A 16,285-nucleotide genomic window follows, 5' to 3' on the forward strand; every position below is an offset into this window, starting at 1 on the left:
TAATAAAGGTAAAAATTTAGTAATATATCAAAATTTTGGTCAAAGCATTATTTTGCAATTACGTTAAAATATATGGAGGTACTATGACTGAATTTTTAAAAGAATATGATGTTATTGTAATTGGTGGAGGACATGCCGGAATTGAGGCAGCCCATGCAGCAAGTAGAAAAGGTGTTAAAACTTTAATGATTACAATTAACTTAGATACTATTGGTTTTATGCCATGTAACCCGAGTGTAGGAGGACCGGCAAAAGGTATTGTTGTTCGTGAAGTAGATGCACTAGGTGGTCTAATGGGACGAGTAGCTGATAAAACTAATATTCAAAGTAAAATGTTAAATACTGCAAAAGGTCCAGCAGTTCGTGCACTAAGAATGCAATCTGATAAGGTAGAATACCAACTAGAGATGAAGAGGATTTTAGAAGATACTCCAAATCTAGATATTGAGCAAGCAATGGTACGTGAACTTATTATTGAAGATAATAAAGTGGTTGGTCTAAGAACAATGCTAGGTACAGCATATAAGGCTAAGACAATAATTATCACAACTGGTACTTATTTACGTGGTGAAATCGTAATTGGAGATATTAAATATTCTTCAGGACCAAACCATCAGATGCCATCTATAGATCTTGCAAAACAATTAGAAGAATTAGGTTTTGATTTAGTTAGATTTAAAACTGGAACACCACCAAGGGTTAATGCTGATAGCGTAGATTTTTCAAAAACAGCAATTCAGCCGGGGGATGATGAGGAGCATGCATTTAGTTATGAGACTAAAGAATTTGTAAAAGATCAGGTTCCTTGTTGGTTAACTTATACTAATACAAGTACACATGAAATTATTGATAAAAACTTAGGGCGTTCTGCAATGTATTCTGGAGTAATAAAAGGAACAGGACCAAGATATTGTCCAAGTATTGAAGATAAATATGTTCGTTTTAATGATAAGGAAAGACACCAACTTTTCTTAGAACCAGAAGGTAGAAATACTAAAGAAATCTATGTTCAAGGTTTATCAACTTCTTTACCTGATGATGTACAAAGAGACATGGTTCGAAGTATTGCAGGGCTAGAAAATGCAGTAATTATGCGTAATGGTTATGCTATTGAGTATGATGCTGTAAATCCAACAACACTTTGGCCAACATTAGAGACAAAATTAATCGATGGATTATTTACAGCTGGTCAGATTAATGGTACAAGTGGTTATGAGGAAGCTGCAGGTCAAGGAATTATGGCAGGAATAAATGCCGCATGTAAAGTGCTAGGCGAGGAACCGATGATTCTAGGTCGTGATGAAGCATATATTGGAGTGCTTATTGATGATTTAGTAACAAAAGGAACAAATGAACCATATAGACTTCTAACTTCAAGAGCGGAACATAGATTACTTCTACGTCATGATAATGCAGATATGCGTTTAACAGAAAAAGCTTATAATTATGGCTTAGTAACTGAAGAAAGATACAATATATTCTGTGAAAAACGTAGTATGGTAGCTGATGAAATAGAAAGACTTAAGACTTTTAGAATAACTCCAACAGCTGCAACTTTAGAAAAATTAGCAGAGTTAAATAGTGCGGAAATTCGTGATGGAATTTTAGCCATTGATATGCTGAGACGTCCCGAATTATCTCATGCAAATGTACTTTATTTAGCAAATGATAAAACGGTTTTACCTAAAGACGTAGTAGAACAGGTTGAAATTGAGGTTAAATATGAAGGGTATATTAAAAAATCTATTCAACAAGTTGAAAAACTTAAAAAAATGAATGAGATGAAAATACCAACAGATCTAAATTATGATGATGTACCAAGTTTAGCTTTAGAAGCAAGGGAAAAACTAAAAAAAGTTTTACCATTAACTATTGGACAAGCATCTCGTATATCAGGAGTTAATCCAGCGGATATTTCTATTCTATTAGTATACTTAGAACAAAGAAGAGGTATGAATAATGAATAAGGAACAGTTCTATAATGCTGTGAAAGAAAAGGTAGGTATAGAATTATCGGAACTTCAAAAAGATCAGTATAGTAAATACTATGATTTAGTTGTAGAATGGAATCAAAAAATCAATCTCACGGCTATTACTGAAGAAGATGAGTTCTATACAAAACATTTCTTTGATTCGATTTCATTAGCATTTTATAAAGACTATTCAAATATTGAAAGTATTTGCGATGTGGGAAGCGGTGCAGGATTTCCGTCTATTCCACTAAAAATATTATACCCAAATTTAAAAGTTACCATTGTTGATTCTTTAAATAAACGTATTAAGTTTTTAAATCTAGTTAAAGATGAACTTGGACTTACTGATTGTAATTTTGTTCATGCAAGAGCGGAAGAGTTTGGTCAAAATAAAGAATACAGAGAAAGTTTCGAAATAGTCACTGCTAGAGCGGTAGCAAGATTAAATATATTAGCTGAGCTTTGTTTACCATTAGTTAAGAAAGATGGTTACTTCTTAAGTTTAAAAGCTCAAAAAGCTGAAGAAGAGACTAATGAAGCAATAAATGCAATAAAACTTTTAGGTGGAAAATTAGAGAAAGATCTTGAATTTGATATTGAAGGTGAAGAAAGGCATATACTAGAAATTCGTAAAGCTAAAGAAACACCTAATAAATATCCAAGGAAAGCTGGTACACCTAATAAAAAACCATTACTATAGAATAAATTAAAGGAGAATTTTGTAGTTATATCTACGAATTCTCCTTTTGTGTATACTTTAACGAAATAAAAAAGAAAAAAGGGAAAAATTTTCAAAAAATTCTTTACTTTTTTTTGATTTTATATTATTATATTTATTATATTAAAAACAAACAAGAAAAAGGAGGATATATATGTCAAAAAGAGTAAAGGATTTTCTTAATATTATTTTAAACGGAACTGCCTTAGGAGTGGTTGCTGGATTAATTCCAAACGCTGTTTTAAGTACATTATTTAAGTACTTAGGAACTCTATTTGCACCGAGCGTGTTCACGACACTATCACAAGCGATGTATTTATTACAATTTTCTATTCCAGTTTTAGTCGGTGTTATTGTTGGGCAAAGTTTAAAATTTAAACCTTTAGAGTCAGCAGTATTGGGAGCAACAGTTTTAGCTGCAAGTGGTTCATTAACATTTAATGCCCAAACAAAAGCGTGGACTGGAGTTCCGATGGGAGATTTATTTAATGTAATTTTAATAACAGCAATTGGAGCATTAGTATTAAGTTATGTTAAAGATAAATTTGGAGCTGTTACAATCATTTTCTTACCAATAACTGGAGGATTAGTAGCAGCATTAGGATTAGTAACATTACCTTACACAAAAAGTTTAACTAAACTTTTAGCTTCATTACTATTTGAATTCACAACATTACAACCAGTATTAATGTGTGTATTAATAACAATGGCGTTCTCATTCTTAATTGTAACACCTGTATCAACAGTAGCTATGGGATTAATTTTATTCACTAATGAGAACTATGTAGGAGCAGGGGCTGCTACTTTAGGATTAGTATCAGCTGCTGCAGTATTAGCAATTGGTACATTTAGAGCAAATAGTAAAGGAGCAAGTGTTGCCATCCTTCTAGGAGCAATAAAACTTATGATGCCTAACTGTGCACGTAAACCACAGTTATTCCTTACGATTTTAACAACAGCAGCAGTTACAGGTTTATCTGGATACTTCCTAAAAATTCTTGGAACTCATGAAAGTGCAGGATTTGGAATTATCGGATTAATCGGACCGACAAAATCATATGCAATGAATGGTGGAAACTTACTTCCAATTCTATTAGCGTTCTTTGTAATTCCGTTTGTAGTTGCATTTTTAGCTGATAGATTGTATTCAGATGTTTTAAAACTATATAAGCCTGAAGCTTATAAACCAGAAAGCTTATAATAAATTAAAAGGGGCTTATTTAAAAGTCCTAAAAATTAACAAAGTTCATATAGGAACTAATAGACGTAGTGTTTTATTAATATTTAAATTTACTTTATAAAACCTTTTTAGATATATAATAAAAAGTGCAGGGGTGACTCGACAAAATCTCATTTCTTAAGAAATCGCGATTTATGAGTTACTCCTTTTTTTATACTAAAAATATAGAGATAACGTTGACAAAGTAATTTTGTAATTATAAAATTATAATAGTAAATATATTAAGGAGAATGATTATGAAAATTTTATTTGCAGGAGCTGGGGCATTAGGATCGAGATTTGGATACATGTTATTTAAAAATAATGAAGATGTAACTTTTGTTGATACTTGGGGAGAGCACGTTGAGAAAATAAGAAATAAAGGACTAAAGGTAATTATTGATGAGGTTGATTTAGGAAACTTCTATATTCCAATATATAAACCAGAGCAGATTTCAGGGAAGTATGATGTTATATTTGTAGCTACTAAATCAATGCAATTAAGACCAATGTTAGAAAGTGTGAAGCATCTTTTTCATGAAGATACTAAAATTATTTGTATATTAAATGGTCTTGGACATGTGGAAACACTGAAAGATTATGTCAAAGAAGAAAATATTTTAATAGGTGTTACAGTATGGACTAGTGGTCTTGGAGGACCAGGAATATTGGAAGCCCATGGAACAGGAAAAATAGAATTAAAACAGGTTAAAGAGATTAACCTAGATAGAACATTATCTTTAGTAGAAAGATTCAACGATGCTGGATTAAATATTAGATACTCAGAAAACGCATTTCAGTCTATTTGGCATAAAGCAGGATTAAACTGTGTATTAAATACTTATTGTACATTGATTGATTGTAATATAAATCAATATGGAAGTTTTGAAAAGAATCTTGAATTAACTAGAGCAGTTCTTAATGAAGTAACAGCAGTTGGTAGAGCAGAAGGGATAGATGTAAAACAAGAAATTATAGAAAATAATATAAAAAACTGTTTTCCTCTTGAAACTGCTGGAGCCCATTATCCATCATTATATCAAGATATGAAAAATGGACGTTTAACAGAAATTGATTATTTAAATGGAGAAGTATCAAGATTAGGGAAAATACATAATATTCCAACTCCTGTTTGTGATGTCATTACATTAATGATTCACTCTAAGGAGTTCATCAATAATAATAAATAATAGTATTATAAAAGGGATGCTAAAAGGCTCTAAGTGGAGAAATATCAATGTTTTACTTGTATTTTTCTGTCAAAAAAGGTATAATAGTTCGTATGTTCAATTTGTCTATTTTTGAATAGGAGGAAAAGATATGTCATTAGAAATTAATAATGAATTTGGTCATGTTTCTATAAGTGATGATGTTATTGCATCAGTAGCTGGTGGAGCAGCTGTAAGTTGCTACGGTATTATAGGAATGGCTAGTAAAAATCAAGTTAAAGATGGAATTACAGAAATTTTACGTAAAGAAAATTACGCAAAAGGAATTAAAGTAAAAAAAGATGAAGATAAACTTGTTATTGATTTATATATAATTGTTATGTATGGAACAAAAATTTCAGAAATAGCAAACAATGTTCAATCTTCAGTTAAATATCAAATAGAAAAAACACTAGGTGTTAAAGTAGATGAAATTAACATTTACATTCAAGGCATCAAGGTAAATAAATAGGAGGAAAGATAGTGGAGAAAATTAACGGACTTGTTTTAGCTGAAATGATCGACTTAGGATCGAAAAATTTAGCTAAAAATGCAGAAAAAATAAACGCATTGAACGTTTTCCCTGTACCAGATGGTGATACAGGAACAAATATGAATCTTTCGATGTCATCAGGTGCAAAAGAAACAGCTGCAAATGTTGTTGAAAACATCGGTGAATTAGGTAAATCTTTTTCTAAAGGTTTATTAATGGGTGCACGTGGAAACTCTGGTGTTATCCTTTCTCAACTATTTAGAGGGATGTCTCAACACATCGCTGATAAAAAGGAAGTTAATGCAAAAGAATTTGCTGAAGCTATTCAAAATGGTGTAAGTATTGCATATAAAGCGATAATTAAACCTGTAGAAGGAACAATCCTAACAGTTGCACGAGAAGCAGCAGAAGCTGGACTAAAAGCAGCTGAAAATACTACTTCTGTAGTAGAAGTAATGGAAGCTATATATGCTGAAGCGCAAGCGTCTCTAAAAAGAACACCTGAATTATTACCAATCTTAAAAGAAGTTGGTGTAGTAGATTCAGGAGGTCAAGGTCTTGTTTGTGTATATCAAGGATTTGTTGCTGCACTGAAAGGTGAAAAAATCGAAGGTTTAGAAGCGGTAGAAACTAATCTTGTTGACATGCAATTCGAAGATGATCATGATATGGACTTCATGAATCCTGAAGATATAGTATACGGATTCTGTACAGAATTCACTGTACGTCTTGATAAAGAGAAAAAAGAATTTAATGAAGATAAATTCCGTGAAGATATGAGTAAATTTGGGGATTCATTATTAGTTATTTCTGATAGTGAGTTTGTAAAAATTCATGTTCACACAGAAACTCCAGGGGATGTGTTCAACTATGGGCAACAATACGGAGAACTTATCAAAATTAAATCTGATAATATGAGAGAACAACACCGTGAAGTTCTTAGAAAACAAGAGGCAAAACAAGCAACTGCTCCAAAAGAACTTAAAGAACAAGCGATGATTTCTATTTCTATGGGAGCTGGATTAAGTAAAGTTTTAACTTCAATGGGAGTTGACTATATCGTTGAAGGTGGGCAAACGATGAATCCATCTACTGAGGATATTATGAAAGCTATTAAAGAAGTTAACGCTAAGAATATCTTTATTTTCCCTAATAACAAAAACATACAACTTGCAGCAAAACAAGCTGCAGAGTTAGCAGAAGAAAATGTTTTTGTTGTTGAAAGTAAAACAGCACCTCAAGGGCTTGCTGCGGTAATGGTATACAATCCACAAGCAGCTGCTGAAGAGAACTTTGCAAATATGCAAGAAGTTTTATCTACAGTAAGTACTTTAGAAATTACCCATGCTGTTCGTGATACTAATATTGAAGGTGTTGAAATTAAGAAAGATGAATTCATGGGAATTAGAAACGGTAAGATTGTAGTTTCTAATCTATCACTTAATACAGTATTAGAAGAATTATTAGAAAAATCACTTGATGAAGATTCTGAAATTGTTACACTTTACCTTGGTGAAGAAAGTACTGAAGAATATACTGATTTCTTAGAACAATTAATCGAAGAGAAATATCCTGATGTAGAAGTAGAACTTATTGAATCAGGACAACCAGTATATCCATATATTATTGGGGTTGAATAATAATTAAATGTTAAATTAAAAAAGTAGCATTAGTCTAAAATAGATTAATGCTACTTTAAAGTTGATAGAGTAAAATATCAATATACTAATCATAAGACATTAAAGAAAAATAGATTATGATTGGAAAGGAGAAAACATGGTTGATATAATTATTGCATTATTATTAGCTGCAGGTGCGTACTTAGGATACAAACGTGGGTTAATCATGCAAATTTTTTATCTAGGAACAATTGTAATTGGTTATGTAGTATCAATGTTATTCAGTTCAAGATTAGCATATTTATTTACAAGTATGATACCAATTCCAACTGATGTTACAGATGGTTTAGAAGGAATATATAAAGGATTAAATATTCCAACTGCATACTACCGAATAGTGTCATTTATTGTATTGTTTATTGTAATTCGATTAATAATACAAATACTAGCACAAACATTAGGAGTTGTTAGAAAATTACCGTTAATAAAAATAACGGATAGATATTTAGGGGCCATTTTAGGGTTTGTGGAAATTTATTTAATAGTTTTCGTAGTATTATATCTAGTAACAGTATTGCCTACACCGGACTGGAAGATAGCGATATTTAAAGATTCAGTGTTACCAGACTATATAATACAAAACACACCAGTGTTATCTAAACAGTTTATTAGTTTATTCTTTAATAAATAATTGAAAGAATCGGAGTACGTAAAGTACCTCGATTTTTTTGTAAACTTAAACCAGATTATGATTTTAATCGAAAGAAATTGTTTAATGCTTGTATTTAGTGTATAATAGTTTGTGTTATAAAAAGATAAAGCATGTAAATATAGATAGAAGGAGTGAGATTAGATTGAATAAAATTACTCAAAAAAAACTTAATTTAGACCTAGTTTTAAAAGATATAGAGAAATATTGTTTTTCAGAGTTATCTTATGAAAAAATAAAAAATTTAGAATATATAACAAATTATGATAAGTTAGTAGAAGTTCATAAAGAAAACGAAGAAGGATATGACTTACTAAGAAAATATCCAAATGAATTCAAATTAAAAATATTTGATTATAATGCTAGTGTTAAGAAAGCTAAAATTGATAGTGTCCTTTCAGAAAAGGAACTCTTCTATATATTAAGGAATATTATAACTTATGATAGATTTTCTAAAAGATTTGAGAATATTAAATTACAAGAACATTTTTCATATCCAAGTTTAACAAAATATGTAGTTAAACTAGATGATTTTAGTGATTTAGAAAGATACCTAGATAGGATAATAGATGAGGATGGTTATATAAGACCAGACGCTTCATTAGAACTGAAAAATATCAAAGTAAATATTTCTAAGTTGAAAAATAAAAGTGATCAGATTTTAAAAAATATTTTACGTTCAAATGTTAAAAAATTAACTGAAGCAATTGTTACAAAGAGAAATGACCGTGATGTTATTTTAGTAAAACCAGAATATAAAAATGATTTTGGTGGAATTATCCATGATGAGAGTGCTTCGGGTAATACTTTTTATGTTGAACCAAAGGAAAATGTAGAGATTAATAATGAAATTGGTATACTGAAACGCAAAGAAAGAGAAGAAATACTTAGAATTTTAAAAGAGGCATCTGAAGTTATTAAAGAAAAAGCTGATGAACTTATAAATTCACTTTGGAACTTTTCACAAATAGAGTTTATTTTTTCAAAAATGAACTTTTGTGCTAGAAATGGCTTTAATAAACAAAACATAGTAAATTCACAAGAACTTAATTTAAAGAAAGCATATAATCCATTAATTGATAAAGATGTAGTTGTGAAAAATGATGTCATTTTAGACAATAAAGGAAATTCACTAATAATAACTGGTCCTAACACTGGAGGTAAGACTGTAATATTAAAAACAGTTGGACTATGTGTGTACTTATCACATTTAGGATTTTATATTCCAGCATTAGAGGAATCAACAGTCGGATTTTTTGAAGATGTGTTTGTAGATGTGGGAGACGAGCAATCAATCGAGAATAACTTATCTACTTTTTCTTCACATATGACTAATATAATTGATATATTAAATAAAACGAATGATAAGAGTATTATTCTATTAGATGAATTATGTTCAGGAACTGATCCGAGTGAGGGTGCTGTGTTGTCAATTGCATTATTAGAGAAATTCAAGAATCTAAATGCAACGATGTTATGTACAACGCACTACCCAGAAATTAAAAACTATTGTTTTGAATCAGAGTATTATAAAAACTCATCTATGGAATTTGATTTTGAAAAATTAAAGCCAACTTATAGATTTATTATAGGTTTACCAGGGAAATCTAATGCAATAAATATTTCTGCTAAACTAGGTCTAGAGCAATCTATTATAGATGAAGCAAGTTCATTATTAGAAGTTAATACGAAAGAGAATAATCTCTTCATAGATAAACTATCGGAAAGTATTAGAGAATATGATTATAAATTAGAATATATAAATAAAAGTTTAGCTGAAATTGATGAAGTTAAAGAAACTCTTGAAACTAACCTACAGAAATATGAAGAATATAAAGAAAGTCTATACAATGATTTAAGTCTAGAGTTAAATAAAGAAATAGAAGAGAAAAAAGAAGAGATGCTTGAAATTTATAAAGAATTTAAAGACAATACTTCTTTAAAACAGCATGAGCTTAATGACTTACTTCATTCTATGGATAAGAGCAAGAATAAAATAAAACTACAAAGAAAATTAGAAAGTCAACCTAAATTTAATAATAGTGAAATACAGGTTGGTGATGATGTGCTCGTGCTAAGTTATAATCAAAGAGCGACTGTATTAGAAATTTCAGGAAATACCCTACAAATAAAAATGGGGGCTATGAAACTAAATATCAAGAAAAAAGAAGTAAGAAAAATCGAAAGTGAACCAGAAATTGCTAAGAGATATGTAAGTACAAGCAGTGTAAGTAGTAAAAAAGTGGGTATTGATATTAATGTAATAGGATTAAATACAGAAGAAGCTATAAGAGAGATTGAAAATTACATGGATAAAGTAATACTTCAAGGGTATGATACATTTACTATTATACATGGTTTAGGTTCTGGTATACTACGAAAAAATATCGGAGAATACCTTAAAAATAATAGATATGTAGCTAGCTATAGAACCGGAGGGCAAAACGAAGGTGGAATGGGAGCTACTGTGGTTGAGATGAAATAAAAGGTTAAGTTGGATTAAATTCCAACCTAACCTTATTTTTTATATATCCAATATCTTAATGTAGTCCTAGATTCTTCTACTACCTCATTTTCTAAAATACCACCACATGATTCAATAGTACGTTTTGAAGCTATATTATTTTTATCGCAAGTAATTAGAATTTTCTCTAGACCGAGTGAAAATAAAAATTCAGAAGTGTAGTTTAACATCTTCTTTGCATATCCTTTTTTACGTTCTGATTTTCTAACACTGTAACCTATATGACCTCCAAAGTTTAATAGATAATCATTAAGTTCATGTCTTGCGTTAATAATACCGACAATCCTATCATTATCTAGTGCAAAGAAAGTATGTGCAGTAACAAATCCTGGAGTGACTGTTTCTTTATACTTAGTATTTTCTACAAATTTTACCCATTCATTAATAGATAGATCAGTTAAGTTTGCCGCACCGTGGATTGTTTCATTGTTTAAAATAAATTCATTCTTATAGTCTTCTATTTGTTGAAATGAAACATCGATAGGTTCTTTAAAGATAATCATAAAAAATCCTCCTTAAACTATGTTATTTATATAATATCTCATTAGACTTAAATTGTAAATAATAAAAAAAAAGAAATATTGAAAAAAAATGAAAAAGTATGAAAAATAATGTTGACAAGAAATAAAGATGATGATAGAATAGTAAAAGTCTTCTCAAGAAGAAGACGAACAATTAAACATTTCAAAATATTAAATGTTAAGAAATTATAAAAAAGTTCTTGACAAAATATAAAAGAAATGATAAACTTATAAAAGTCTTGAAGAAAGACAAAATCAATCATTTCAACGAAGTAAACGCTTCAAAAGTTTTTAAAAAATATAAAAAAACTTCTTGACAAACATTCGAAGAAATGATAGAATAATAAAAGTCTTCTAAAGAAGATAAAAAAACATTTTTAAAAAAGTTTTAAAAAAAGCTTGACAAAGAAATTTAAAAATGTTAAAATATAAAAGTTGTTAATCGCAATGATTTGAACATTGAAAACTAAACGAATTAAGTCAACGTTAATTCCAAAAAGGACAGTTTTAAAAGAAACTATAAAACTTTTTAATGAGCTAATCAAGCTAACAAATTTATTTGGAGAGTTTGATCCTGGCTCAGGACGAACGCTGGCGGCGTGCCTAATACATGCAAGTCGAGCGAAGTTTTTCTGGTGCTTGCACCGGAAAAACTTAGCGGCGAACGGGTGAGTAACACGTAAAGAACCTGCCTCATAGACTGGGACAACTATTGGAAACGATAGCTAATACCGGATAACAGCATTAACTGCATGGTTGATGTTTAAAAGTTGGTTTTGCTAACACTATGAGATGGCTTTGCGGTGCATTAGCTAGTTGGTGGGGTAAAGGCCTACCAAGGCGACGATGCATAGCCGACCTGAGAGGGTGATCGGCCACACTGGGACTGAGACACGGCCCAGACTCCTACGGGAGGCAGCAGTAGGGAATCTTCCGCAATGGGCGAAAGCCTGACGGAGCAACGCCGCGTGAGTGAAGAAGGATTTCGGTTCGTAAAGCTCTGTTGTTAGGGAAGAATGATTGTGTAGTAACTATACACAGTAGAGACGGTACCTAACCAGAAAGCCACGGCTAACTACGTGCCAGCAGCCGCGGTAATACGTAGGTGGCAAGCGTTGTCCGGAATTATTGGGCGTAAAGCGCGCGCAGGTGGTTTAATAAGTCTGATGTGAAAGCCCACGGCTCAACCGTGGAGGGTCATTGGAAACTGTTAAACTTGAGTGCAGGAGAGAAAAGTGGAATTCCTAGTGTAGCGGTGAAATGCGTAGAGATTAGGAGGAACACCAGTGGCGAAGGCGGCTTTTTGGCCTGTAACTGACACTGAGGCGCGAAAGCGTGGGGAGCAAACAGGATTAGATACCCTGGTAGTCCACGCCGTAAACGATGAGTGCTAAGTGTTGGTCTCATAAGAGATCAGTGCTGCAGCTAACGCATTAAGCACTCCGCCTGGGGAGTACGACCGCAAGGTTGAAACTCAAAGGAATTGACGGGGACCCGCACAAGCGGTGGAGCATGTGGTTTAATTCGAAGCAACGCGAAGAACCTTACCAAGTCTTGACATACTGTGAGGACACAAGAGATTGTGTTGTTCTGACCTTTGGTTAGACACAGATACAGGTGGTGCATGGTTGTCGTCAGCTCGTGTCGTGAGATGTTGGGTTAAGTCCCGCAACGAGCGCAACCCTTATATCTAGTTGCCAGCAGTAAGATGGGGACTCTAGATAGACTGCCAGTGATAAACTGGAGGAAGGTGGGGATGACGTCAAATCATCATGCCCCTTATGACTTGGGCTACACACGTGCTACAATGGATAGGAACAAAGAGAAGCGAGCTCGCGAGAGTAAGCAAACCTCACAAAACTATTCTCAGTTCGGATTGTAGTCTGCAACTCGACTACATGAAGCTGGAATCGCTAGTAATCGCGAATCAGAATGTCGCGGTGAATACGTTCCCGGGTCTTGTACACACCGCCCGTCACACCACGAGAGTTTGTAACACCCGAAGACGGTGGCCTAACCTTTTAGGAGGGAGCCGGTCACGGTGGGACAGATGATTGGGGTGAAGTCGTAACAAGGTAGCCGTATCGGAAGGTGCGGCTGGATCACCTCCTTTCTAAGGATAAGGAATACGTTGATAATTCGTTTAGTTTTGAGTGTTCAAACACTCAAGCACAATGAAAACTGAATATATATATTAGATCAAAAATAATTTTCTATAAAGTAAAAGAAACAGATTTACAAAACCGAGAAAAAAGTAAGTAAGTTGTAAAAACTTATTCACAAAGAGTTCAAGGAAAAGAACGAAGCGTAAAAGCTACACACGATTAAGTAGTAAAGGGCGCACGGAGGATGCCTTGGCACTAGGAGCCGATGAAGGACGTGACAAACGACGAAATGCTACGGGGAGCTGTAAGTAAGCAAAGAGCCGTAGATATCCGAATGGGGGAACCCACCGCTTTTAAAAGGGCGGTACGCGAAAGCGAGGTAACGCAGGGAACTGAAACATCTAAGTACCTGTAGGAAGAGAAAGAAAAATCGATTTCCTGAGTAGCGGCGAGCGAAAAGGAAAGAGCCCAAACCAATGTGCTTGCATATTGGGGTTGTAGGACTCTCAACAAAGTGTATGACAAAGTATAGTAGAACTAGCTGGAAAGTTAGACCGTAGAAGGTAAAAGTCCTGTATACGAAATGCTAAGTTGGCGCGAGAGAGCACCTGAGTACGGCGGAACACGAGGAATTCCGTCGGAATCTACCAGGACCATCTGGTAAGGCTAAATACTACCTAGTGACCGATAGTGAACCAGTACCGTGAGGGAAAGGTGAAAAGAACCCCGGGAGGGGAGTGAAAGAGAACCTGAAACCGTGTGCTTACAAGTAGTCAGAGCCCCTTGAGGGTGATGGCGTGCCTTTTGTAGAATGAACCGGCGAGTTACTTTATCATGCGAGGTTAAGTGGAAGACATGGAGCCGCAGCGAAAGCGAGTCTTAATAGGGCGAAATAGTATGATGGAGTAGACCCGAAACCAAGTGATCTACCCATGGCCAGGTTGAAGTTTAGGTAACACTGAATGGAGGACCGAACCAGGACACGTTGAAAAGTGTTTGGATGAGCTGTGGGTAGCGGAGAAATTCCAATCGAACTTGGAAATAGCTGGTTCTCTCCGAAATAGCTTTAGGGCTAGCCTCGTTGTGAGTTTACTGGAGGTAGAGCACTGTTTGGACTAGGGGCCCATCCCGGGTTACCGAATTCAGACAAACTCCGAATGCCAGATAAATATCAACGGGAGTCAGACTGCGGGTGATAAGGTTCGTAGTCGAAAGGGAAACAGCCCAGACCGCCAGCTAAGGTCCCAAATTGTATGTTAAGTGGAAAAGGATGTGATGATGCACAGACAACCAGGATGTTGGCTTAGAAGCAGCCACCATTTAAAGAGTGCGTAATAGCTCACTGGTCGAGTGACATCGCGCCGAAAATGTACCGGGGCTAAACATACAACCGAAGCTGCGGATATAACTAATGTTATATGGTAGGAGAGCGTTCTAACATCGTAGAAGCCGAGCTGTAAGGCGAGGTGGAGAGGTTAGAAGTGAGAATGCCGGTGTGAGTAGCGAAAGATAGGTGAGAATCCTATCCACCGAATGACTAAGGTTTCCAGAGGAAGGCTCGTCCGCTCTGGGTAAGTCGGGACCTAAGGTGAAGCCGAATGGTGAAGCCGATGGACAACAGGTAGAAATTCCTGTACCACCAAATATCGTTTGAGAGAAGTGGGGACAGAGGAGGCTAATTGATCGTCCTGATGGAATAGGACGTCTAAGCACAAAGGTTGAGTAGTAGGCAAATCCGCTGCTGTAAGACTGAAGTGTGATGGGGAGCGAAATATAGTAGCGAAGTCAATGAAGCCAAACTCTCAAGAAAAGCCGCTATCGAGATAAGAGGTGCCCGTACCGCAAACCGACACAGGTAGTTGGGAAGAGAATTCTAAGGTGAGCGAGAGAACCATCGTTAAGGAACTCGGCAAAATGACCCCGTAACTTCGGGAGAAGGGGTGCCTACGAGAGTAGGCCGCAGTGAATAGGCCCAAGCGACTGTTTAACAAAAACACAGGTCTCTGCAAAACCGTAAGGTGAAGTATAGGGGCTGACGCCTGCCCGGTGCTGGAAGGTTAAGAGGAGTGCTTAGCGTAAGCGAAGGTATGAATTGAAGCCCCAGTAAACGGCGGCCGTAACTATAACGGTCCTAAGGTAGCGAAATTCCTTGTCGGGTAAGTTCCGACCCGCACGAAAGGCGTAACGATTTGGGCACTGTCTCAACGATGGACTCGGTGAAATCATAGTACCTGTGAAGATGCAGGTTACCCGCGACAGGACGGAAAGACCCCATGGAGCTTTACTGTAGCTTGATATTGAATTTTGATGCAGTATGTACAGGATAGGTAGGAGCCAGAGAATCATGCACGCCAGTGTATGAGGAGGCGTTGTTGGGATACTACCCTTGCTGTATTGAAATTCTAACCCTCGGCGTAGAAGACCGGGAGACAGTGTCAGGTGGCAGTTTGACTGGGGCGGTCGCCTCCCAAAGAGTAACGGAGGCGTTCAAAGGTTCCCTCAGAATGGTTGGAAATCATTTGCAGAGTGTAAAGGCACAAGGGAGCTTGACTGTGAGACCTACAAGTCGAGCAGGTGCGAAAGCAGGACTTAGTGATCCGGTGGTTCCGCATGGAAGGGCCATCGCTCAACGGATAAAAGCTACCCTGGGGATAACAGGCTTATCTCCCCCAAGAGTCCACATCGACGGGGAGGTTTGGCACCTCGATGTCGGCTCATCGCATCCTGGGGCTGTAGTCGGTCCCAAGGGTTGGGCTGTTCGCCCATTAAAGCGGTACGCGAGCTGGGTTCAGAACGTCGTGAGACAGTTCGGTCCCTATCCGTCGTGGGCGTAGGAAATTTGAGAGGAGCTGTCCTTAGTACGAGAGGACCGGGATGGACGTATCAATGGTGTACCAGTTGTCACGCCAGTGGCATAGCTGGGTAGCTAAATACGGAAGGGATAAGAGCTGAAAGCATCTAAGCATGAAGCCCCCCTCGAGATGAGATTTCCCACGGATATTAAGACCCCTTGAAGACGACAAGGAGAATAGGTTAGGAGTGTAAGCACGGTAACGTGTTCAGCTGACTAATACTAATAGGTCGAGGACTTAATCAAGTGAAAGTTCTTTAGAAAAGTAACTGTTGACAAAAAGAAAAAAGATGATATAATATGTATATGAAGTTTTCGTCTGGTGGCGATAGCGAAGAGGACACA

9 protein-coding genes and 2 rRNA genes are annotated in these 16,285 nt (G+C 35.3%); 10 read left to right on the forward strand and 1 reads right to left on the reverse strand.

All coding sequences use genetic code 11. The features are described from left to right. Window positions 1-83: 83 nt before the first annotated feature. From mnmG to GEMHA0001_RS05155, 8 genes are all read left to right on the forward strand, one after another. Window positions 84-1,967, forward strand: coding sequence for a tRNA uridine-5-carboxymethylaminomethyl(34) synthesis enzyme MnmG (gene mnmG, locus GEMHA0001_RS05120; RefSeq protein WP_004264345.1), 1,884 nt, complete (start codon window positions 84-86; stop codon window positions 1,965-1,967). Continuing rightward, window positions 1,960-2,673: a 16S rRNA (guanine(527)-N(7))-methyltransferase RsmG gene (gene rsmG / locus GEMHA0001_RS05125; protein WP_003144694.1), complete on the forward strand. Its 714-nt coding sequence runs from the start codon at window positions 1,960-1,962 to the stop codon at window positions 2,671-2,673. Before mnmG ends, rsmG begins: the two co-directional genes overlap by 8 nt. A gap of 172 nt (window positions 2,674-2,845) precedes the next feature. After that, window positions 2,846-3,892: a PTS sugar transporter subunit IIC gene (locus tag GEMHA0001_RS05130; RefSeq protein ID WP_004264350.1), complete on the forward strand. Its 1,047-nt coding sequence runs from the start codon at window positions 2,846-2,848 to the stop codon at window positions 3,890-3,892. A 275-nt stretch (window positions 3,893-4,167) separates the two neighbouring features. Continuing rightward, complete coding sequence (locus tag GEMHA0001_RS05135) at window positions 4,168-5,100, forward strand: ketopantoate reductase family protein (RefSeq protein WP_004264333.1); 933 nt, start codon at window positions 4,168-4,170, stop codon at window positions 5,098-5,100. A 130-nt stretch (window positions 5,101-5,230) separates the two neighbouring features. Next, a complete protein-coding gene (locus tag GEMHA0001_RS05140; protein ID WP_003144659.1) occupies window positions 5,231-5,590 on the forward strand; it encodes an Asp23/Gls24 family envelope stress response protein in 360 nt (119 codons plus the stop codon). An 11-nt stretch (window positions 5,591-5,601) separates the two neighbouring features. Further along, window positions 5,602-7,251 carry a DAK2 domain-containing protein gene (locus GEMHA0001_RS05145; protein ID WP_004264423.1) on the forward strand — a complete coding sequence of 550 codons (1,650 nt, stop codon included), beginning with the start codon at window positions 5,602-5,604 and terminating at the stop codon, window positions 7,249-7,251. 136 nt (window positions 7,252-7,387) lie between these two features. After that, window positions 7,388-7,921, forward strand: coding sequence for a CvpA family protein (locus GEMHA0001_RS05150; protein ID WP_004264291.1), 534 nt, complete (start codon window positions 7,388-7,390; stop codon window positions 7,919-7,921). A 163-nt stretch (window positions 7,922-8,084) separates the two neighbouring features. Continuing rightward, entirely contained in the window at window positions 8,085-10,424 is a 2,340-nt protein-coding gene (locus tag GEMHA0001_RS05155) for an endonuclease MutS2 (protein WP_003144683.1), read from the forward strand. Window positions 10,425-10,456: 32 nt separating this feature from the next. Here GEMHA0001_RS05155 and GEMHA0001_RS05160 read toward each other — a convergent pair whose 3' ends face one another. Then, window positions 10,457-10,966 (reverse strand): GNAT family N-acetyltransferase, encoded by a 510-nt coding sequence (locus GEMHA0001_RS05160; protein ID WP_004264493.1) that lies wholly within the window; start codon window positions 10,964-10,966, stop codon window positions 10,457-10,459. Window positions 10,967-11,540: 574 nt separating this feature from the next. Between GEMHA0001_RS05160 and GEMHA0001_RS05165 the strand changes: the two genes are divergently transcribed. Continuing rightward, window positions 11,541-13,097: ribosomal RNA gene (locus GEMHA0001_RS05165) — 16S ribosomal RNA — on the forward strand. A 209-nt stretch (window positions 13,098-13,306) separates the two neighbouring features. Continuing rightward, window positions 13,307-16,186, forward strand: a 23S ribosomal RNA gene (locus GEMHA0001_RS05170). Together the 16S and 23S rRNA genes form the textbook arrangement of a ribosomal RNA operon. The last annotated feature ends 99 nt before the right edge of the window (window positions 16,187-16,285 follow it).

This window comes from Gemella haemolysans ATCC 10379, assembly GCF_000173915.1.
Lineage (GTDB): Bacteria > Bacillota > Bacilli > Staphylococcales > Gemellaceae > Gemella > Gemella haemolysans.